Below are 22145 nucleotides of genomic sequence, written 5' to 3' on the forward strand. Positions count from 1 at the left end.
CGAGGTGCACCATGAGTTTCCAGATCGCACTGAATTTCGAAGACGGGGTCACCCGTTTCATCGAGGCCTCGGGCCACGAAACCGTTGCCGACGCGGCGTATCGCCAAGGTATCAACATCCCGCTGGACTGCCGCGACGGCGCCTGCGGCACCTGCAAGTGTTTCGCCGAAGCCGGGCGTTACGCCATGGGCGACAATTTCATCGAAGACGCCCTGAGTGACGACGAACTGGCCCAGGGTTATGTGCTGACCTGCCAGATGCGCGCTGAAAGCGACTGCGTGGTGCGGGTGCCGGTCGGCTCGCAGGTGTGCAAGACCGAACAGGCGAGTTATCAAGCGGCGATCAGCGATGTCCGGCAGCTCTCCGAAAGCACCATCGCGCTGTCGCTCAAGGGTGAATCCCTGAGCAAACTGGCGTTCCTGCCAGGGCAATACGTCAACCTGCAAGTACCGGGCAGCGAGCAATCGCGCGCCTATTCCTTCAGCTCGTTGCAGAAGAACGGCGAGGTCAGTTTCCTGATCCGCAATGTCCCCGGCGGCCTGATGAGCAGCTTCCTCACCGGGCTGGCCAAGGCCGGCGACAGCCTGAATCTCGCCGGGCCATTGGGGAGTTTTTACCTGCGCGAGATCAAGCGGCCGCTGCTGTTGTTGGCCGGCGGCACCGGGCTGGCGCCATTCACGGCGATGCTGGAGAAGATCGCCGAGCAGGGCAGCGAACATCCGGTTCACCTGATCTACGGCGTGACCAACGATTTCGATCTGGTAGAACTCGACCGCCTCGAAGCCTTCGCTGCGCGCATTCCGAATTTCAGCTTCGGCGCCTGCGTGGCCAATCCGCAGAGCGAGCACCCGCTCAAGGGCTACGTCACCCAGCACATCGAACCGCGCCACCTCAACGAAGGCGATGTCGACGTGTACCTGTGCGGTCCGCCGCCGATGGTCGAGGCCGTCTGCCAGTACATCCGCGAGCAGGGCATCACGCCGGCGAACTTCTACTACGAGAAATTTGCGGCGGCCTGAGTCTTCTTTCTGAATTGCGAGGTTGTCATGAACAACAGATTCGCCAACAAGGTCGCGCTGGTCACCGGCGCGGCGCAGGGTATCGGTCGCCGGGTGTGCGAGCGCTTGCTGGAGGAGGGCGCGCAGGTCATTGCCGTCGACCGCTCCGGACTGGTTCACGAACTGCAAGGCGAGGGCGTGCTGTCGCTGACCGCCGACCTTGAGCAATACGCCGATTGCGCCCGGGTGATGAGCGCCGCCGTCGATACGTTCGGGCGTCTGGATGTGCTGGTCAACAACGTCGGCGGCACCATTTGGGCCAAGCCGTTCGAGCACTACGAAGTCGAGCAGATCGAGGCCGAAGTGCGCCGTTCGCTGTTCCCGACGCTTTGGTGCTGCCACGCCGCATTGCCGTACATGCTCAAGCAGGGTCGCGGGGCGATCGTCAATGTGTCGTCGATTGCGACCCGCAGCCTGAACCGTGTTCCCTACGGCGCGGCCAAGGGCGGGATCAATGCACTGACCGCCTGTCTGGCCTTCGAGAATGCCGAGCGCGGGATCCGGGTTAACGCCACCGCGCCCGGCGGCACCGAAGCGCCGCCCCGGCGCATCCCGCGCAACGCCGCCGAACAATCCGCGCAGGAGCAGGCCTGGTATCAGGAAATCGTCGCGCAAACCCTCGATAGCAGCCTGATGAAACGCTACGGAACCATTGACGAACAGGTCGGCGCGATCCTGTTTCTCGCCTCGGACGACGCTTCCTACATCACTGGTGTAACCCTGCCGGTCGGTGGCGGAGACCTCGGTTGATCACGCTTGAATGGACACTGAAATGAACCGGATCCTGATTGAAAACCTGTCGGCGATCATCGTCGACCTTCCGACTCTCCGCCCGCACAAACTGGCGATGCACACGATGCAGAACCAGACGCTGGTGATCCTGCGCCTGCGTTGCAGCGACGGTGTCGAAGGCATCGGCGAAGCCACCACCATCGGCGGCCTGGCCTACGGCTATGAAAGCCCGGAAAGCATCAAGGCCAACATCGATGCGCACCTGGCGCCGGCGCTGATCGGCATGGACGCGGACAACATCAACGTCGCCATGCAGAAGCTCGACAAGATTGCCAAGGGCAACACCTTCGCCAAGTCCGCCATCGAGAGCGCCTTGCTCGACGCCCAAGGCAAACGCCTCGGCCTGCCGGTGAGCGAACTGCTCGGCGGTCGGGTCCGCGACAGCCTCGAAGTGGCCTGGACCCTGGCCAGCGGCGACACCGCCCGCGACATCGCCGAGGCCGAACAAATGCTGGAAGCGCGGCGTCACCGGATCTTCAAACTGAAGATCGGCGCCAACCCGCTGGAGCAGGATCTGAAACACGTGGTGGCGATCAAGAAAGCCCTGGGCGAGCGTGCCAGTGTGCGGGTCGACGTCAACCAGTATTGGGACGAGTCCCAGGCAATTCGCGGCTGCCGGGTGCTCGGCGACAACGGTATCGACCTGATCGAGCAGCCGATCTCGCGAGTCAATCGTTCCGGTCAGATTCGTCTGAACCAGCGCAGCCTGGCACCGATCATGGCCGATGAATCCATCGAAAGCGTCGAGGACGCGTTCAGCCTCGCCGCCGACGGCGCCGCCAGCGTCTTCGCCCTGAAGATCGCCAAGAACGGCGGCCCGCGCGCCGTGTTGCGCACCGCGCAAATCGCTGAAGCCGCCGGCATCGCCCTGTACGGCGGCACCATGCTCGAAGGCTCCGTCGGCACGTCGGCCTCGGCCCATGCGTTCCTTACGCTCAGGCAATTGACCTGGGACACCGAGCTGTTTGGTCCGCTGTTGCTCACCGAAGACATTGTCACCGAGCGCCCGCAATACCGCGACTTTCACCTGCACATTCCACGCACCCCGGGCCTGGGCCTGACACTGGATGAAGAGCGTCTGGCGCGTTTTCGCCGGCACTGACCCCTAAGGAGAACGCCATGCTGTTCCACGTAAAAATGACCGTGAAATTGCCCGCCGACATGGATCAGGCCGTTGCCACAAAACTCAAGGCCGACGAAAAGGAACTCGCCCAGCGCCTGCAACGCGAAGGCCAGTGGCGCCACCTCTGGCGCATCGCCGGGCACTACGCCAATTACAGCGTGTTCGACGTGCCCAGCGTCGAAGCGCTGCACGACACCCTGATGCTGCTGCCGCTGTTTCCCTACATGGACATCGAGATCGACGGCCTCTGCCGCCATCCCTCGTCGATCCACACCGACGACCGCTGAGCCCGCCCCCACAACAACAAGATGAGGTGAACACCATGACCGTGAAGATTGCCCACACTGCCGAACTGCAAAAATTCTTCGAAGAAGCCGCCGGTTTTGCCAACGATGGCGGCAGCTCGCGCTTGAAAACCATCGTCCTGCGAGTGTTGCAGGACACCGCCCGGATCATCGAAGACCTTGAGATCAGCGAAGACGAATTCTGGAAAGCCGTCGATTACCTCAACCGTCTGGGCGGCTGCTCGGAAGCCGGGCTGCTGGTGGCCGGCCTCGGCCTCGAGCATTTTCTCGACTTGCTGCAGGATGCCAAGGATGCGCAGATCGGCTTGACCGGCGGCACGCCGCGCACCATCGAAGGCCCGTTGTACGTGGCCGGCGCGCCGCTGTACGAAGGGGAATGCCGGATGGACGACGGCAGCGAGGAGGGCGTCGCCACGCTGATGTTGCTCGAAGGTCAGGTGTTCGATCCGCAGGGCCAGCCGCTGGCCGGCGCCACGGTCGACCTGTGGCACGCCAACACCAAAGGTACTTACTCGTTCTTCGACCAGAGCCAGTCCGAATACAACCTGCGCCGGCGGATCATCACCGATGCTGAAGGCCGCTACCGCGCCCGCAGCATCGTGCCCTCCGGTTATGGCTGCGACCCGCAGGGCCCGACCCAGGAATGCCTCGACCTGCTCGGCCGCCACGGCCAGCGCCCGGCTCATATTCACTTCTTCATTTCCGCACCGGGACACCGGCACCTTACGACGCAGATCAATCTGTCCGGGGACAAGTATCTGTGGGATGACTTCGCGTACGCGACCCGTGAAGGGTTGGTCGGGGAGGTCGAGTTTCTGGAAGATGCAGCGGGACGTCGTGCTGAATTGAAGTTCGACTTCCAGTTGCAGCAGGCTCCGGACGCGGCGGCGCAACAGCGCAGTCAGCGGCCACGGGCGTTGCAGGAAGTCTGATTTCGGAGCTCTGATCGGATTGGCGGAACTGCGCAAAAAGTTGCGCAGTTGCCCGTAATAAAATCACGGTGAAAGCCACGGCAAGCCCTCTATATCGTGGCTTACAGCCAAGTGCGCAAAAAGTTGCACAGCACTGCGCAACTTCTTGCGCACTTTTTCGCTGTTTCCTACAGCCAAAATCGAACGAATCCCACATAAGCGTCGTAAGTCTTTGATGGGAAATAAGCCTGTTATGACTGGCACGACTTTTGATATCTCCTTGGCCACCTGGACAGGCAATCACGCCGTCCGGTCCTGTCTTTTGAGCAAGGAGCACACCCCATGGCAACACCAGCGTACATGTCGGTTACCGGCGAAAAACAAGGCCTGATCACTGCCGGCGCGTTCACCGCCGACTCCGTTGGCAACACCTACCAGGAAGGTCATGAAGACCAAGTCATGGTTCAGGCGTTCACCCACGATGTGATCATTCCGCGTGACCCGCAATCCGGTCAGCCAACCGGTCAGCGCGTGCACAAGCCAGTCGTGATCACCAAGGTCTACGACAAGGCTTCGCCACTGCTGCAAGCCGCTCTGACCTCCGGCGAGCGCATGAGCGAAATCGTTATCCAGTGGTATCGCACTTCGGCGCAAGGCACCCAAGAGCACTACTACACCACCAAACTGGAAGACGCGATCATCGTCGCCATCAACAACAAGATGCACAACTGCCAGGATCCGGCAAACGCCCACTTCACTCATCTGGAAGAAGTGCATTTTACCTACCGCAAAATCACCTGGACCCACGAAGTCTCCGGTACTTCGGGTTCCGATGACTGGCGTGCTCCGGTCGTTTAATCACGGCTGATGGTTGTCCCGTTCCGGCCAGCGTTACTGGCCGGAACCTTTGAGTTCTTAAAGGATTACTGCCGCCAGAGGTTTATCAATCTGGCGTGGGTTGCAGCACAGCACGAGGGACAAGGGAATGTTCTCACCGGCCAACCAGCCCCATTTCAATCTGACCATCGATGGCGCGGACAGCGATTTCCAAGTGCTGTCGTTCACCGGTCGGGAAGCCCTCAACACGCCTTTCGAATTCGAGCTGGAACTGGTCAGCGAAAAGGCCTCGATCAACCTCGAAAGCCTGCTGCACAAACTGGCGTTTCTGCAGCTGTCGCCGAGCGGAAGCGGGATTCACGGGCTGATCTACAGCATCGCCCAGGGCGAGGCGGGCAAGCGCCTGACCCGCTACAGGATCTCCCTGCGACCGCAGCTTTCCTACCTCGCGCACCGCTTCAACCAGCGCATCTTCCAGCAGATGACCGTGCAGCAGATCATCAGTCAGGTGCTGGAAGAACACGGCATCCTGGCCAGCGATTACCACTTCCAGCTGAGCGCGGCGTATCCCGAGCGCATCTACTGCACGCAGTACGACGAAAGTGACCTGCATTTCGTCCAGCGCCTGTGTGAAGAAGAGGGCATTCACTACCACTTCCAGCACACGTCCAGCGGCCACAAACTGACCTTCGGCGATGACCAGACGGTGTTCCCGAAACTGGCGCCGGTGGCCTATCAGCAGGACTCCGGGCTGGTGGCGGACCAACCGGTGGTCAAGCGTTTCGGCCTGCGCCTGGCCACCCGCACCAGCCGCACCACGCGACGCGATTATGACTTCGTCAAACCGAAGATCGAGCTGGAGAGCGACGCCAAAAGCAGCGCCCAACCGGATCTGGAAGACTACGATTACCCGGGCCGTTTCGTGGATCGCGAGCGTGGCAAGCACCTGGCCAACCGCAACCTCGAACGCCATCGCAGCGACTATCGCCTGGCCGAGGGCAACAGCGACCAGCCGATCCTGGTTACCGGACATTTTCTGGCCCTGACCGACCACGCCAACCCGACGTGGAACGACCTGTGGCTGCTCACCGAAATCTTCCACGAAGGCAAGCAGCCGCAAGTACTGGAAGAGTCGGTGACCAGCGACACCACCGACCACAAGGACGATTTCCATCAGGGCTATCGCAACCGTTTCAACGCGATCCCGTGGGACGTGCCGTACCGTCCGCCGCTGGACCACCCGAAACCCAAAGTCCTCGGTTCGCAAAGCGCCGTGGTCACCGGCCCCGAAGGCGAAGAAATCTTCTGCGACCAATACGGCCGGGTGAAGGTGCAGTTCTTCTGGGACCGCGAAGGCCAGCACGACGACAAGACCTCCTGCTGGATGCGCGTGGCCTCCAGCTGGGCCGCCGAGACCTTTGGCTCGATCAACATTCCGCGGGTCGGCATGGAAGTGCTGATCACCTTCCTCGAAGGCGATCCCGATCAGCCGCTGATCACCGGTTGCCTGTACCACGGCGCCAACCTGCCGCCGTACAAATTGCCGGACTTCAAGACCCTGGCCACGGTCAAGAGCAAGGAATACAAGGGCAGCCGCGCCAACGAACTGCGCATCGACGACACCACCAGCGAGATCAGCATCGCGCTGCGCAGCGATCACGGCGCGAGTGCGATCAACCTTGGTTACCTGACTCATCCGCGTCCTTCAGGCGGGCAGCCACGCGGCGAAGGTTTTGAGTTAAGAACCGACCGCCACGGCGCCGTGCGTGCCGGAGCCGGTCTGCTGATTACCACCGAACCGCGTCCGAACGAATCGAAACACCACAAGGACCTGCCGGAAACCGCCGAACGCCTGGCCACCGCCAGCGATCAACAGGACGGTTTCGCCACGCAGGCCAAGGAACTTCAAGCCCAGGAAGCCGGCGATCAGGACGACGTGGCCAAGGCCTTGCACGCGCAGCATCAAGGCGTGCTCGGCTCGGGACCTGCAAACCTCACCGCCAATGAATTTCCCGAATTCACTGAGCCGCATCTGGTACTCGCCAGTCCCGCCGGCATCGCCCTGACCACACCGCGCTCCAGCCACATCGCCACCGGCGAACACCTGGCGCTGAGCAGCACCGGGCACACCAGTTTTTCCATCGGCAAACGCCTGCTGGCCAGTGCCAGTCGCGGCATGCGCCTGTTCGTGCAGAGCATGGGGTGGCGTCTGGTGGCGGCGTCCGGCGACATCGACGTCAAGGCGCTGAAGGACAGCATCAACCTGCTGGCCAAACTCAACATCACCGCCAACGCCGACCGCATCACCATCACCGCCAAGACCGAATTGGTGATCCAGGGTGGCGGCAGCGCCACGACCTACAACGCCGGCGGCATCACCCACGCCACCAGTGGCCCGTACACCGCCCACGCGGCGAACTTTGCTTACACCGGTGCCAAGAGTCTCGCGGGCGTGTTCCCGGAGCCGCCGAAACCGGGCAAGGGCAACCTCGAATTGTTCAACCAGTACGCCGGTCGCCAGGGCATCAAGGACGGCGATTACGAAGTCATCGATGCCTTGGGCAAAAGCATCAAGGGCAAGCTCGACGCGAAGGGCTTCGCCAGCGTCGCCGGCGCCGCACCGGGGCCGGCGCGGGTGCTGTTCGGCAAGGATCCGGCGGATACCTGGAGCGAAGGCAGCTATATCGGCAAACCGGAATGGCCGTTGAATCCGCCGGGCGCGGAAGACATTCCGAGCCAGGTGCAGGCGATGGTGGCGCAGGTGCTGCCAAGCAAGAACTGGGACATGTTGGAGAAGGGCAAGGACATGGCGAAAACAGGGATGGGCGCCGTGCAGACCGCGCAAGGTGCGATGCAAACGGCGCAGCAGGTGAAAGGTGTGGTGCAGGGCGGGGTGGCCGGGCTGCCGAAACTGGCGAGTGCGGCGATGCCGAGTGCGTCCGGGATTCTCGGGGCGGCGAGCAAGGCGGGCAAGTTGCCGAGCCTGCCGGCGCCGACGCTTCCAAAACCTTCTTTGAAAACTCCGGAATTGCTGGCGGGTGAGGTGCTGTCATGACAACTGGGGGCGGTGGTGCGAAACAGCGTGAGCCGCAAGTCGCGGTGGTACCCCTCAACACGATCGATATTCAGGATGTCGGACGCGGCGCTGCCAAATTCGATGCCTGGTTGCAGTCCATCAGCGGCGGTGTCGTCACACTCGATCGGGTCAAGAACGTCGCGGGTGCTCTTCCTGTCGTGGGCAACATCATGGCGTTGGTTGATGCCCTCGGAGACATCGTCACCCTGGCCAAAAGCAAACAGCGTCAAGTGCTGGATTGGGTCAGCCTGGGTATCAACCTGATTGGTGTATTGCCTGCGCCACCGACCATGGCTTCTGCGCGCATGACACTACGCCCGACCCTGGGGCTGGTGCGTCAGGAACTGCGTAACAGCGCCAAGATGCTGCTGGGGGACTCTCTGATTGAAGTGTTGATCGGGCATCTGAACGCGACCATCGTCGGCACCATCGATGACTTCGTCAAACAGGCACAACCCAAACTGGCGGGCATTCTCGACGACGCTGGAAAACTGGGTCAAAGCGCGGTGAACGAGATCGCCAAGGGCCTGGAAAAGGTGGTCAACGGCAAGCTCGATGCGAAGGGAGACCTCAATGCGGCCGGTTCGAAAATCACGGCGGCGCGCGGTCAGTTGTTGCATGACCCCAAGGCGGCTATCAGCAACATTTTCGGTGCCGCTTTCAGTGCCTACAAGGCTGCAGGCAAAGGCGTTGCCAACAGTGCCGCCAAGAACTTGCTGCCGGAGAAAGCCAAGGCTCTGGTACTGAGCAACACATCGATGCTTCGCACGCTGGGGGTGGAGCTGCAATCCCAGATGAAAAAGCTTGGTGACCCGGGCGTTCAGCATTCCATCGGCTGGCTGTTGCAGATGTTGGCGGGCTCTGTAGTAACTTGGCGCAAACGTCGCTCTCATGGTCAGGCCGCCAGTGTCAAACCGGGGGCCACGAGCAAGGCAGAACAACGCGCCGGCAAAGGCCAACTGGAGTTGCAGCAAAGCCAGGCTCGAGCCCGTTCTGATGCCAGTGATTGCAAGAATCGCGTCCCGACAGGCACGAAAAGAAACATCAGCTTTGCACGCGGCACGGAAACCATCACCCACACGGATTTCCGTTTGCCGGGCCCGTTTCCCGTCGTCTGGAACCGTACTTATTACTCGAATCTGGAGGCCTACGACAAAGGCAGCCTGGGTGCTCGCTGGATCAACGAGTTCACCACTTGTTTCGATTATGTGGATGACGGGTTGGTCTTTCATGCGGCCGATGGCCGAAGTCATGAGTTTGCGTTGCCCAAAGTCGGCGAAGCCCATCATGACCCGATTGAAAACCTGACTCTGATTCGCTCAGGTGAAAATCAATTGCTGCTGTGCCGCGGCGTCGAGCGAAAGGAGACCTACGTGCGTCGTGGGGCACGCTTTCTGCTCGCCGGCATCGAGCTGCGCAGCGGTGCTGGAATCATGCTGCACTATGAGCACATGCATGGTGATGAGCCGGTGCTCTCTGACCTGCTCACCTATCAGGGGGACGTTACAAAGGTTCATCTACAACTCGGAACACTGATCGATGACCACGGACGTCTGACAGGTTTGTGGGAGATCGCCGATGGCATTCCTCAGCGCCAACTGTGTGCCTATCACTATGATGCGTTGGGCGATCTGGTTCAGGCACGGGATGAAAACGGTTATGCCTGGAATTATGAATTTCGCAGCCATCTGATCACGCGATACACCGACCGGACCGGGCGGGGCATGAATTTGCAATGGCAGGGGGACGGCTCCGATGCCAAAGCGATTCGTGAATGGGCGGATGATGGAAGCTTCGATACTCGACTTGAGTGGGACGAAAACATTCGTCTGACCTACGTCACTGACGCTCACGGCAATGAGACCTGGCACTACTACGACATTCTTGGCTACACGTACCGTATCCGTCATCCGGATGAGCGTTCGGAGTGGTTGTTCCGCGATGAGGCCAAAAATGTCGTGCGACATGTCCACACCGATGGAAGCGTTGATCGGTTCAGCTACGACGAGCGTGGCAATCTTCTCGAACACATCCGTGCCGATAACACCGTAATGCATTACGCATACGATGATCTGGACCAACTGATCAAGGTTAGTGATGCAGAGGGCGGACAGTGGACCAGAGTTTATGACGACAGCGGCAATCTTGTGGAAGCTGTCGATCCTCTGGGTAACAAGACGGAGTACACCTACACATCTGCCGGTTATCCGGAGACCGTCAAGGATGCTAACGGAGCAGAGAAGAAATTCGAATACAACGATGCCGGTCAGTTGACCGGGTACACCGATTGTTCCGGCAAAACCAGTACCTGGGAGTACAACGGCCTGGGTCAGTTGATTTGCTTTACCGATGCGGCAGGGCAAAGCACCGAGTATGAGTATGTGGCAGGTCAACTGGTGTTGATCAGGCATCCGGACAAGTCTGAGGAGCGTTTCAGTCGCGATGCCGAAGGGCGACTGTTGGCCCATGTCGACGGCCTGAACCGCTGCACCACCTGGAACTACAGCGCCGCCGGCCTTATCGCCGAGCGAGTGGATGCGGCTGAGCAAACGTTGCGCTATCGCTGGGACCGTCTCGGTCGTTTGACCGCTTTGGAGAACGAAAATGAGCGTAGCGCCCATTTTCACTACGATCCGATGGGGCGGTTATTGGAGGAAACAGGTTTCGACGGCCATATTACGCGCTACCAGTACGACACTGAATCAGGTCGTTTGAGCAGCAAGCTTGATGGCGAGCGGCGAGTGGCTTTCCAATTCGACCTGATGGGCCGTCTGATAGAGCGCCGTGCGAGTCTGGGCGAACAGGTACAAAGTGAAACATTTGCCTACGATGGCAACGGCAATATGACACTGGCTGAAAATGATCACAGTCGCTTGCAGTGGTTCCACGATCCGGCGGGCAACCTGCTGCGTGAACATCAGCATTATCTGAGTCTGGAGCAGCCTCGGATCGCAGTCTGGCAACATGAATACGATGCCCTGAATCAGCGAGTAGCGACTGTGCGTCCGGATGGCCAAAGAGTCAGTTGGATGACCTACGGCAGCGGGCACTTGCTGGGATTGAAAGTGGATGACCACGAGTTGCTGGCCTGGGAGCGTGATGATCTGCATCGCGAAATCGCCCGTCATCAGGGCAACCATTTATTGCAGACGCAGAAGTGGGACCCGGCTGGGCAGTTGCAGGAGCAATTGTTGGGTCGTAGCGATGACAAGCGCACGTTGCTCAAGCGTGAATATCAATATGATCCTGCGGGCCAACTGATCCTTCTCAACGACACGCGACGCGGGCCGCTGACGTATCAGTACGATCCGGTGGGGCGCCTGATCAAGGCGGCGAGTCGACAGGGTGTGGAAACTTTCGCCTTTGATCCTGCCGGTAACTTGCTTGATGAGCCGGTTGAACAGATGCGCCGACCTCTGGATCAGGACCCGATGCGTAGCAAGCGGGTGGACAACCTGCTGCGCGAGTACTCGGGTACCCACTATGAATACGATGATCGAGGCAATCTGATACAGCGTTGGCACAACGGCAGTATCGCCAGAATGCGCTGGGATTTGTTCGACCGTTTGGTTCACTTTGATGATGCCCGACTGGAAGTCGAGTATGCCTACGATGTATTGGGACGCCGCCTTTACAAGAACTCGACTGCGCATTTCAAGCGACGGCCTGAAGCCGGATCACAGTGGAACGACAATGAGTTTGTCCGCAAGCAGCGAGAGTCGGGTTGTGGTTTCACATTGTATGGCTGGGACGGCGATACGCTGGCCTGGGAGAGCAGTCCGGCTCTGCTGGATGGTGATCCCGGACGCACGGTGCATTACATCTATGAGCCGGGTACTTACATTCCGGTTGCGCAAGCTTTGCGACACCAGCCAATCATTCTGATGGGGCAGCCTGACTTCAGCGGCGAGTATCAATTGGAGGACGACCCGCTGTGGAACCACGTACCTGTGGCACTGCCAATCGACGTGTTGAGTTGGTATCAATGCGACCGAATGGGGACGCCTCTGGAGTTGACCGACCAGAATGGCGAAATAGCCTGGAGCGCTCAGTACAAGGCATGGGGGAGCGTGTCTGAGCAGCGTTCGCCAATGGCGCAGCAACAGGGTATTGGCAACCCGATTCGCCTCCAGGGGCAATATCACGATCATGAAACGGGGCTGCATTACAATCGTTATCGTTATTACGACCCGTTGATTGGACGCTTCATCAGCAAAGATCCCATCGGTTATGACGGTGGGTTGAACCTCTTTGTATATGCGCCGAGTCCACTGGGCTGGATTGACCCGCTAGGCTTGGCAAGATGTCCGTGTGCCGATCTGAAGAAAGGCAACCCTGAAGGAACCGGGCCATTCAGAGGTGGATCTTACGGAGGCACCACGGCCTCGGGGATCGAGTCGCATCATATGCCGGCAGACAGCACCAGTCCGATTAAGAGAAGCCAGGGGCCAGCAATACAAATGGAGCCCTATGACCATAGCCAAACAATGAGTCACGGCCACCAGGGTAATCCCGGAAAAGCCTATCGAGCTCAGGTTCAGTCAAAAATCGAAGTGGGAGACATGAGAGGTGCAATGGCGATGGAGATCAGAGATGTGCGCCGTGTAGCCACTCAGGTCGGACAACCCAGAAAGTACAATGAAGCAATGCAAGAAATGCTGGCGTATGCCAAGTGCCGTAAATTTCTGGATAAGTGAGAGAAACCATGAATGATCAAGCGTTCAAAATGTGGCGAGATAAACTGGTTTCATTGGATCGCTACGAGAACCCGGAAGATGCTCGTGAGTTCTCGGCGCTCGTGAGCAGTGTCCGCGACGAACTCGATGCAAAAACCATTGATGTACTACTGTCGACCTTTTGCGATGAAGACGACTACGGTGTGCAAGAGCGCGTGGTGGGTGTTCTTGATCATGCTGAAGCGGGCGTTTTTGCTGAAAGGCTTGCGGTGAACTTCTCAACGTTGCAAAGACAGGCAAGTGGCAAGGAATGGCCTCTTATTCTGATCGGTCGTGTCGTGAACTCGGACAACGCAGAGAAGATCAAGGCGATTGTCGCGGCTGCGAAGAAGTCCCCGGATCTTGACGCCTTTATTCGAAGTGATGAGTTCCTGGATGAGTATCCCGAGATCGATAGCTACTTCCCCTGATACGACTCAAGGCCCGCCGTTTTCACGTTTGATGGATTCCACGGCGCCATTTGGCATGCCAGAAGTCAGGTCAAAGGAGAGACAACATGAAAGACGCAATCCGCCTCGGCGACTCCACCACCCACGGTGGCAAAGTCCTCGAAGCCTTCTCCCGGACCGATCTCAACGGCAAGCCGATTGCCGGGGTCGGTCACAAGGTCAGTTGCCCGTTGTGCAAAGGGATTTTTCCGATTGCCGAGGGCAGCAGCACCTACACCGTCGATGGCGTGCCGATCGCGCTCGACGGCATGAAAACCGCGTGTGGCGCGGCGCTCATTGCCAGCGGGCCCAAAGGGGCCGTTGTCAGCTAAATCGATATTTGTAATTGCCGTCTCCATGACGCGGCCTTTTCGGCGCGTTGTTTGAACAAAACATGCTTCAACCAAAACCTGCTTCACCCAAACAAGAGTTCAAAGCTCTCCAACATTTAAAGGAATAAATATGAAGACCGCTTCTTTGATTTTCGCCATGGCCGCAGTTTTTGGCACTTGCACTCTCGCCCACGCCGAAGGGCAAGACGCCGCCACTTTGAAAGGGATATACGACAACGGTCGCAACATGTCAGGCCTGATCAAAAGCTGCGTCGACAAGGGGTTTCTGAAAGCGGACAGCACCGAGAACGCCAACAAGATGGCCGCATTCGTGGGCAACATGCCTGGCGATTTCGACAAGCGTGACGGCGACAAGAACGAACAGTCTGGCCGTAAAGGCGAAGTGTTCACGGATGGGGAATACAAGAGTCTGGAAAGCAACCTGCCGCCGAACCTCACCCTCAAACAATGGTGCGAACAGGCGGATCAGGGAATGCGCGAAGGGTTGAAGCGCGTCGGTCTGTAGCCGTCAGCTGATTCAGGACCGACGCGATTGCCGCTGTCGGTTCTGAGGTCAGTGGAGCGCCGTCGAAGGACAGACCTAAGCTAATGCAAAAAAGATATTTGTTCGGTGTTTTTAATATCGTTTAGTTTTGTTTCATAGACGAATCAAAAGCATCAAACCGATAGACCTCCCGATTGCCATGACGGCACGCGCTGAATCGATCACGGACTCTTCAGGTTTGATTCACACGGGAGTGAATCATGCCGCACACCTCAAAGATCACCGCATTACCCATCCTCGACCTGTCCCTGCTCGACGGCACGCCGTCGCAACGCCAGGCCTTTCTTGATGACCTGCGCCATGCTGCCCGCGATGTGGGTTTTTTCTACCTGACCGGCCATGGCATCGACGCCGGCCTGCTCGAGCAAGTGCAGGACTACGCACGCCAGTTCTTCGCCTTGCCCGACAGCGAGAAAAACGCCGTCGGCATGATCAATTCGCCGCACTTTCGCGGCTACAACCGCGCCGCTTCCGAGATCACCCGTGGCCAGCCCGATCAGCGTGAGCAATTCGATCTGGGCGCCGAGCGCGACGTCTTGCCGTTGAACGCTGACAGTCCGTTATGGGCGCGGCTGCAAGGGCCGAATCAATGGCCCGGAGCGTTGCCGCAACTCAAGCCGCTGTTGCTCGACTGGCAGCAGGCGATGACCCAAATGTCGCTGCGCCTGCTGCGCGCATTCGCTCAGGCGCTGTCCTTGCCGGAAGACGCTTTCGACCGGTTGTACGGCGACAAACCCAACGAACACATCAAGCTGATGCGCTATCCGGGGCAAGCCTCGACCGCGAGCAATCAGGGCGTCGGTGCGCACAAGGATTCGGGTTTTCTCAGCTTCCTGCTGCAAGACCAGCAGGCCGGGCTGCAAGTGGAGATCGAAGAGGGGCGCTGGATCGATGCGCTGCCTCGGGACAATACGCTGGTGGTGAACATCGGCGAGCTGCTGGAGCTGGCCACCAACGGTTATCTGCGCGCCACGGTGCATCGGGTGGTGTCGCCACCGGTGGGCAGCGAGCGATTGTCCATCGCGTTTTTCCTCGGCGCGCAACTGGATGCGGTAGTGCCGCTGTACCCCTTGCCGACGGCGCTGTTGCGTGAGGCGCGTGGCCCGGCGAGTGATCCGCTCAATCCGCTGTTTCGCGATGTCGGCTGGAATTACCTGAAGGGCCGACTGCGCTCCCATCCCGATGTCGCGCAGCGTTTTTATGCCGATGCGTCGAATACCAGCACACCGCTGCGCAAGACCGCCAACGCCTGATCCATCACTCGCAGAAGGACTCTTTCCATGTTGAAAAAAGCAGGCTTGACCCTGGCCGTCCTCGGCGCGCTGGTGACTTCGTTCAGTGCCCAGGCGCTCGAACCATTGCGCGTTGCAGCGGACCCGGTGCCACACGCGCAGATCCTGGCGTACATCCAGAAACTCGATCCGCAGCTCAACCTCAAGGTGATCGAAATCCCGCAGGGCGTGAACTCCAACGAACTTTTAGTGCACGGCGATGTGGACGCCAACTACTTCCAGCATCTGCCGTACCTGCAATCCCAGGAAAAGGCCCTTGGCGAAAAACTCGCGGTGGCCGCCACGGTGCACATCGAACCGCTGGGCATCTATTCCCATCGCCACAAAACCTTCGCCCAGGTGCCAGACAAAGGTACGGTCGCCGTGCCGAACAACGTCACCAACCTGAGCCGTGCGCTGTACCTGTTGCAGGACAACGGCCTGATCAAACTCAAGCCTGGCTTCAATGACCCGGCGGCCGATCAGGCGACGCCCAAGGACATCGCCGAAAACCCGAAACAGCTGAAGATCCTCGAAATCGAATCGCCGCAACTGCCCCGTGCGCTGGATGACGTGGACCTGGCGGTGATCAACGGCAACTACGCGCTGGAAGCCGGGCTGGTGCCGGCCAAGGATGCGCTGGGGCTGGAGAAGGCCGAGCACAACCCGTACGCCAACATTCTGGTGACCACGCCGAAACTGAAAAATGATCCGCGCATTCAGCAACTGGCCAAGGACCTGACCTCGCCGCAAGTCGCCAAATACATCGCCGAGAACTTCAAGGGTTCGGTGATCCCGGTGGCGGATGCCAAGCCATGATCGTCGTCGAGCAGTTGAGCAAGACCTATCCGTCAGCGTCGATCCCGGCGCTGGATCAGGTGTCGTTGAGCATTCCCGATGGCGCGATCTACGGGATTCTCGGGCGCAGCGGCGCGGGTAAATCAACGTTGCTGCGTTGCCTCAATCTGCTCGAACGCCCGGATGCCGGGCGGATTCTGCTGGACGGCGAAGACCTCACGGCGCTGTCCGACCGTGAGTTGCGCCGCCAGCGTCAGCGCATCGGCATGATCTTTCAGGGCTTCAACCTGCTGCATTCGCGCAACGTGTTCGACAACGTCGCGGTGCCGCTGGAAATCGCCAAGGTTGCCAAGCTACAGCGCCATGAACGGGTTCGGGAACTGCTGGATCTGGTGGGGCTGGGCGACAAGGCTGAAGCCTTTCCATCGCAACTGTCCGGCGGGCAGAAGCAGCGGGTCGGGATCGCCCGGGCCTTGGCGGCGCGGCCGGCGTATCTGCTGTCGGACGAAGCCACCAGCGCCCTCGACCCGGAAACCACCGCGTCGATTCTGGAACTGTTGCGCGACATCAACCGCCAGCTCGGTTTGACCATCGTGCTGATCACCCACGAACTGGACGTGGTCAAGTCGATCTGCGATCACGCCGCGTCCATGGCCAATGGAAAACTGGTGGAGGCGGGACCGGTGGCCCGATTGCTCGCCGATCCGCAGTCCGCCCTCGGTGCTTCACTGCGCCCCAGTTGCGGCTTGCCGCTGGGGCATGACGCGCCCGGCCTGAGTTTTCTGCGGCAATACGGCGTACGGGCGGCCCACTCATGAACCGCGTGATCGACCGGAATGAAATCCTGCAACTGGTGCTCAACGCCACCGGCGAAACCCTGTACATGGTGCTGCTCGCCGGGCTGTTCACCTTGCTGATCGGTTTGCCGCTGGGGGTGTTGCTGTTCATCAGTCGGCGTCAGGGCCTGTACCCGTTGCCGAGGCTCAATCAAGCCTTGGGCGCGATCATCAATCTGGGGCGTTCGCTGCCGTTCGTGGTGATGCTGATTGCCCTGATCCCGCTGACCCGGCTGGTGGTCGGCACCACCCTGGGCAGCACCGCCGCCGTGGTGCCGATCACCATCGGCGCCTTTCCGTTTTTTGCGCGGATCGTCGAGAACGCTTTGGACGAAGTCGAAAAGGGCCGGATCGAAGCGATCCTCGCCATGGGCGGTGACATCCGCCATGTGATTTTCAAAGTGTTGTTGCCCGAAGCGCTGCCGGCCTTGCTGGCGGGCATCACCCTGACGCTGGTGATGCTGATCGGCTTTTCTTCCATGGCCGGGGTCATCGGTGGCGGCGGACTCGGCGATCTGGCGATCCGCTACGGCTATCAACGGTTCAACAATGAAGTGATGGTCGCCACCGTCGTGGTGTTGGTCATCCTCGTCCAGGGTGTGCAAAGCCTGGGCGATCGACTGGTGCGTTCGCTGGCTCATCGACGTTAAGGAATTTTATGGGTGCGCCTGTCGCTGTGGTCTCCGAGCCACTGATTCGTGTACGTGAACTGAGCAAGACCTTTGGCTCGAACCGGGCGCTGGACCGGGTCAGCCTGGATATTTTTCCCGCCGAAGTGGTGGCGCTGCTCGGCGCCAACGGTGCGGGCAAATCGACGCTGGTGAAGATCCTCGCCGGCAGCCAGACCCACGATGGCGGCGAGATCCGGATCGATGGCCAGCACCGGCATTTCAGTTCGCCGCTGTCGGCCCGCCGTTTCGGTATTGTCGCGGTTCATCAGCAGATTAACGAAGGCATCGCGCCCGGATTGAGCGTGGCGGAAAACCTGCTGCTCGATGAACTGTGCCGCCCCGACGCCGACTTCTGGCTCAATCGCAAACGCCTGCTGGAACGCGCCGCGAGCATCGCCGCCGGGCTCGGTCTGGTGCTGCCGCTGGAGCAACCGATCGAGCACCTCGGCCAGGCCGAGCGGCAACTGGTGGTGCTGGCTCGCGCCTTCGCCCTGCAACCGCGCCTGCTGATTCTCGACGAGCCGACAGCGGCCCTGTCGGACGCCGAAGCGCAGCGCCTGTTCGGGCTGATCGACACCTTGCGCAGCCGTGGTGTGGCGATTCTGTACATCTCCCATCGCCTGTCCGATCTGCAACGAGTGGCCGACCGCGCCGTGGTGTTGCGAGACGGGCAACTGGCCGGTGAGTTCAGTGCCCGGCAATTGCCCGAGGCACTGGAAGCGATGCTTGGTCAGGCGCTGGAAGCCCACGTCTACACACCGCGAGCGGCGGGGCGCGAAGTACTGAAACTGCGGGACGTGAAAATCCTGCCGCGCACTCAGGCTTTTGATCTGTCCCTGCACGAAAACGAAGTGGTGGTGCTGACCGGCTTGCTCGGCGCTGGCAAAAGCGAGATCGCCGAAGTGCTGTTCGGGCTGTGCAAACCGGTGTCCGGCTCTCTGCAGCTGGACGGCATCGACTGGCAACCGGGCTCGCCCCGCCAGGCAATCCAGAATGGCGTGTTCTTCGCCGCCGAAGATCGCGCGAGCCAATCGCTGGTGGCGGACTTTTCATTGCGCCGAACTCTGACCTTGCCGTTCCTCGAACGCTTCACCCGTGGCGGTTTCATCCGCAACCGCGCCGAAGCGGCGGCGGTGGAGGCGCAAGTCGCAGCGCTGGGAATCAAGACCGCCGGCATCGATGTGCCGATGAGTGCATTGTCCGGCGGCAATCAGCAGAAAGTCGTGCTCGGTCGCTGGCTGCTCGGCGAGGGCCGGGTGCTGATCCTCGACGAGCCGTTTCAGGGCGTCGATGTGCGTGCCCGGCGCGAGATCGGCCAGTTGCTGCGCGACAGCGCCGCTGGCCGCGCCACGCTGGTGATCTGCTCGGACGTCGATGAAGCGCTGGAGATCGCCGACCGCATTCTGCTGGTGCGCGATCACGCGGTGGTGGCCGAGTACCCGCGTGCCGGGCTGGATCGCGCCACCCTGGTCGCCGCGCTGGCCGGCAGCGATCCGCAAAATTCTATTGTTCACGCCGCGCCAAGGAGTAGAGCGAGTGCCTGATTCGAGTTCCCTGTTGTCATCCGCCCCGGCGCCGACCGAGCGCTTCGTGCAAGCGCTGATCCGCTACGGCCTGCTGTGGGTGCTGGCGTTGATCGTGGTGTTTTTCAGTGTGGCAGAACCGGCGTTTCTGCGCGTTGGCAACCTGTTCAGCATTCTGCAGTCGGTGTCGATTGTTGCACTGCTGGCGTTGGGCGTGACGCTGACCATGGCTGTCGGCGGACTGGATTTGTCGATCGGCGCGGTGGCGGCGATGAGCCTGATGATAGCCAGTTACGTGATGGTGGTGCTCGGCTGGGGCGCGGTGCCGGCGGTGCTGATCAGCCTGGCCGGTGGCGCGCTGGTGGGGCTGCTCAACGGCTGGCTGATCGTGAAGATGCGCGTGCCGGACATTCTCGCCACGCTCGGCAGCATGTTTCTGGTGATCGGCGTGCAACTGATCCCCACGGGCGGCCGCTCGATTGCGGTGGGTATGACTTTACCCAACGGCGATGAAGCCGAGGGTTCGTTCAGTACGCTGTTTCTTGCATTGGGCCGAGGACGACTGTGGGACATCGTGCCGGTTCCGGTGTTGATCACGGCGGTGGTCGCGGTGGCGGTGTGGTTGTTTCTCGAACGCACGCGCATCGGCCGGTTGTTCTATGCGATTGGCGGCAACGAGCAGGCGGCGCGTCTGGCCGGTGCGCCGGTGCAGCGCTTCAAGTTGCTGGCTTACGTGCTGTCGGCGCTGCTCGCATCGCTCGGTGGTTTGCTGCTGGCGGCGCGGTTGGGGCGCGGCGATGTCAGCTCCGGCAACGGGCTGGTGCTTGATGCGCTGGGCGCTGCGCTGATCGGTTTTGCCGTACTCGGGGCGAAGAAGCCCAACGCGTTCGGCACGCTGGTCGGCGCGTTGCTGGTGGCTTCGTTGCTCAACGGCCTGACCATGCTCAACGCGCCGTATTACGCGCAGGATTTCGTCAAGGGACTGGTGCTGGTGCTGGCCCTGATGTTCACCTTCGGCCTCGCGCATCGGGCGCGCTGAGCCGTTTTATTGATGCTTCAAGGAAAGATCCATGCACGGTTCAATCAAGCAGTTCGCACGTCATTGCCTCGCCGGGGCGTTGCTCTCGGCGCTGGCCCTCAATGCGCAAGCCAAGGCCTTGCCCGGTGCACCGGCGCCGTTCGATAAAGGTCAGGTACAGATCGCGCTGGTCGGCTATCTGTTTTCCGGGGATTTCCCTGAAGCCTATCTGCGCGGCGTGGAAAAACAGACCGAAGCGCTGGGCGCCAACCTGCGGGTGTTCGACGCGCGGCAACAGGCCGCCAGTCAGGGCGAGATGATCGATCAGGCTGCCGACCTCGGTGTCGACGGGATCATCGTGCAATTGGGTCTCGCGGAAACCCTCAAAGGGCCGATTGAGCGGGCGCTGGCCAAAGGCATCAAGGTCGTCGCGTTCGACGTCGACCTGAACACGCCGCAAGTGACTCAGGTCGAGCAGGATCACCATGCGCTGGCGCGGCTGGCACTCGATCAAGCGGTCAAGGACAACGGCACCCGTTTCGATGCCGGTTACGTCTACATCAGTGGTTTCACGCCGATGGAGCGCCGCGACGAGATCTGGAGCCAGGTCAAGGCGAGCAATCCGGGGATCATCGAGAAGGCGCGCTTCGGCACGCTCAATCCGCCGATTGCCAACTCGGTGGCGGATCAGGCCAGCGCCGTGCTGCGGGCCAATCCGGGGATCAGCGTGATTTTCGCGCCGTTCGACGAGTTCGCCAAAGGTGCGAAGATCGCCGTCGATGAGGCCGGTCTCAGCCGCAAGGTGAAGATCTACAGCGCCGACATTTCCACCGCCGACATCCAGATCATGAAAGAGCCGGACAGCGCCTGGGCCGCCACCGCTGCGGTCAATCCGCAAGTGGCCGGCGCGATCAGCGTGCGCAGCCTGGCGATGCTGATCGCCGGGGAAAATCCGGGGCACAAGGTGCTGGTGCCGCCGACCCTGATCACCCGTCAGCAACTGCTGGATCTGGACGTGAAAAACGTACGGGATCTGGGGCAAAAACTGCCGGCCTTCGGTGACACCGCCAATGTCGCGCGGGCACCGTGGATTCCCGTGGCGAACTGAGGAACCGACATGCACGACAAGGCTGCGCGCCTGCGCAAGAGCCGTTCGCCGACAGCCGATGTGGCGCTGGGCGAACGGCTGCCACCGGGGCAGGTGCTCACGGAGCGCTTCCCGATCCTGCACGAGGGCGAGGTGCCGGCGTATGACCTGGCGACGTGGTCGCTGCGCCTGTTCGGCACTTTGGCCAACCCGGTCGAGCTGACCTACGCCGATCTGCAAGCGCTGCCGCAACGCCGGTTGCAATGCGACATTCATTGCGTGACACGCTGGTCGAAGTTCGACACCCGCTGGAGCGGCGTGCACCTGCAAGACCTGTTGCAGGCCCTGGACATCCGGCCGACATCGTCCTTCGTCATGGCCCACGCCGATCACGATTACCAGACCAACCTGCGCCTGGATGACCTGTTGCATCCGGACAGCCTGCTGGCCACCCATTACGACGGTCAGCCGCTGACCGCGCAACACGGCTGGCCGCTGCGGCTGGTGGTGGCGGGGCGGTACTTCTGGAAGAGCGCGAAATGGCTGCGCGGGCTCGAATTCACCGATCAGGAACAACCGGGCTTCTGGGAGCGCAACGGCTTTCATTTGCACGCCGATCCGTTCATTGAGCAGCGCTTCAGCGGCGACGCGCTGGACATTGCCGAAGATGCCTGGCGGGAAAAGGACTTCGACTGACGGCATCTAACTTCGCACCGAAAAAAACCACAGATTAATAACGCTCTCTACAACAACGTGGAGTGCGTTTTTGTGCGTGATT

The 22145-nt window shown here is 60.5% G+C and carries 19 protein-coding genes; all 19 read left to right on the forward strand.

Annotated elements, in window-relative coordinates:
• The first annotated feature begins 11 nt into the window (after positions 1 to 11).
• The 19 genes from benC (at position 12) to ACODTD_RS00605 (ending at position 22063) form a co-directional block, all read left to right on the forward strand.
• Positions 12 to 1019: a benzoate 1,2-dioxygenase electron transfer component BenC gene (gene benC, locus ACODTD_RS00515; RefSeq protein WP_489104287.1), complete on the forward strand. Its 1008-nt coding sequence runs from the start codon at positions 12 to 14 to the stop codon at positions 1017 to 1019.
• 27 nt (positions 1020 to 1046) lie between these two features.
• Positions 1047 to 1808 carry a 1,6-dihydroxycyclohexa-2,4-diene-1-carboxylate dehydrogenase gene (locus ACODTD_RS00520; RefSeq protein WP_489104288.1) on the forward strand — a complete coding sequence of 254 codons (762 nt, stop codon included), beginning with the start codon at positions 1047 to 1049 and terminating at the stop codon, positions 1806 to 1808.
• A gap of 22 nt (positions 1809 to 1830) precedes the next feature.
• Positions 1831 to 2952 carry a muconate cycloisomerase family protein gene (locus tag ACODTD_RS00525; protein WP_489104289.1) on the forward strand — a complete coding sequence of 374 codons (1122 nt, stop codon included), beginning with the start codon at positions 1831 to 1833 and terminating at the stop codon, positions 2950 to 2952.
• Positions 2953 to 2969: 17 nt separating this feature from the next.
• Entirely contained in the window at positions 2970 to 3260 is a 291-nt protein-coding gene (gene catC, locus ACODTD_RS00530; RefSeq protein ID WP_011333751.1) for a muconolactone Delta-isomerase, read from the forward strand.
• A 35-nt stretch (positions 3261 to 3295) separates the two neighbouring features.
• Positions 3296 to 4210 carry a catechol 1,2-dioxygenase gene (catA, locus tag ACODTD_RS00535; RefSeq protein ID WP_011333752.1) on the forward strand — a complete coding sequence of 305 codons (915 nt, stop codon included), beginning with the start codon at positions 3296 to 3298 and terminating at the stop codon, positions 4208 to 4210.
• Between the two features lie 321 nt (positions 4211 to 4531).
• The gene (locus ACODTD_RS00540; protein ID WP_011333753.1) at positions 4532 to 5047 is read left to right on the forward strand and encodes an Hcp family type VI secretion system effector; all 516 of its coding nucleotides are present in this window, start codon (positions 4532 to 4534) and stop codon (positions 5045 to 5047) included.
• Positions 5048 to 5174: 127 nt separating this feature from the next.
• The gene (locus ACODTD_RS00545; protein ID WP_489104290.1) at positions 5175 to 8081 is read left to right on the forward strand and encodes a type VI secretion system Vgr family protein; all 2907 of its coding nucleotides are present in this window, start codon (positions 5175 to 5177) and stop codon (positions 8079 to 8081) included.
• Complete coding sequence (locus ACODTD_RS00550; protein ID WP_489104291.1) at positions 8078 to 12799, forward strand: RHS repeat-associated core domain-containing protein; 4722 nt, start codon at positions 8078 to 8080, stop codon at positions 12797 to 12799. Before ACODTD_RS00545 ends, ACODTD_RS00550 begins: the two co-directional genes overlap by 4 nt.
• Positions 12800 to 12807: 8 nt before the next feature.
• Positions 12808 to 13248, forward strand: a complete 441-nt coding sequence (locus tag ACODTD_RS00555) for a hypothetical protein (RefSeq protein ID WP_011333756.1) — start codon at positions 12808 to 12810, stop codon at positions 13246 to 13248.
• 86 nt (positions 13249 to 13334) lie between these two features.
• Positions 13335 to 13598, forward strand: a complete 264-nt coding sequence (locus ACODTD_RS00560) for a PAAR domain-containing protein (RefSeq protein WP_096821618.1) — start codon at positions 13335 to 13337, stop codon at positions 13596 to 13598.
• A 130-nt stretch (positions 13599 to 13728) separates the two neighbouring features.
• Complete coding sequence (locus tag ACODTD_RS00565) at positions 13729 to 14124, forward strand: hypothetical protein (protein ID WP_489104292.1); 396 nt, start codon at positions 13729 to 13731, stop codon at positions 14122 to 14124.
• 239 nt (positions 14125 to 14363) lie between these two features.
• The gene (locus ACODTD_RS00570; RefSeq protein WP_011333759.1) at positions 14364 to 15416 is read left to right on the forward strand and encodes an isopenicillin N synthase family dioxygenase; all 1053 of its coding nucleotides are present in this window, start codon (positions 14364 to 14366) and stop codon (positions 15414 to 15416) included.
• Positions 15417 to 15443: 27 nt separating this feature from the next.
• The gene (locus ACODTD_RS00575; protein ID WP_201818083.1) at positions 15444 to 16253 is read left to right on the forward strand and encodes a MetQ/NlpA family ABC transporter substrate-binding protein; all 810 of its coding nucleotides are present in this window, start codon (positions 15444 to 15446) and stop codon (positions 16251 to 16253) included.
• Entirely contained in the window at positions 16250 to 17050 is an 801-nt protein-coding gene (locus tag ACODTD_RS00580) for a methionine ABC transporter ATP-binding protein (RefSeq protein WP_201818085.1), read from the forward strand. Before ACODTD_RS00575 ends, ACODTD_RS00580 begins: the two co-directional genes overlap by 4 nt.
• Entirely contained in the window at positions 17047 to 17718 is a 672-nt protein-coding gene (locus tag ACODTD_RS00585; protein ID WP_489104293.1) for a methionine ABC transporter permease, read from the forward strand. The genes ACODTD_RS00580 and ACODTD_RS00585 overlap by 4 nt, the downstream gene beginning before the upstream one ends.
• Before the next feature lie 8 nt (positions 17719 to 17726).
• Positions 17727 to 19283, forward strand: coding sequence for a sugar ABC transporter ATP-binding protein (locus tag ACODTD_RS00590; RefSeq protein ID WP_285355222.1), 1557 nt, complete (start codon positions 17727 to 17729; stop codon positions 19281 to 19283).
• Positions 19276 to 20301, forward strand: a complete 1026-nt coding sequence (locus tag ACODTD_RS00595; protein WP_489104294.1) for an ABC transporter permease — start codon at positions 19276 to 19278, stop codon at positions 20299 to 20301. Before ACODTD_RS00590 ends, ACODTD_RS00595 begins: the two co-directional genes overlap by 8 nt.
• A 31-nt stretch (positions 20302 to 20332) precedes the next feature.
• Positions 20333 to 21388: a substrate-binding domain-containing protein gene (locus ACODTD_RS00600; protein WP_197871566.1), complete on the forward strand. Its 1056-nt coding sequence runs from the start codon at positions 20333 to 20335 to the stop codon at positions 21386 to 21388.
• A gap of 9 nt (positions 21389 to 21397) precedes the next feature.
• Complete coding sequence (locus tag ACODTD_RS00605) at positions 21398 to 22063, forward strand: sulfite oxidase-like oxidoreductase (protein WP_221614909.1); 666 nt, start codon at positions 21398 to 21400, stop codon at positions 22061 to 22063.
• Positions 22064 to 22145 lie beyond the last annotated feature (82 nt).

It is taken from the genome of Pseudomonas sp. FG35 (assembly GCF_057809295.1).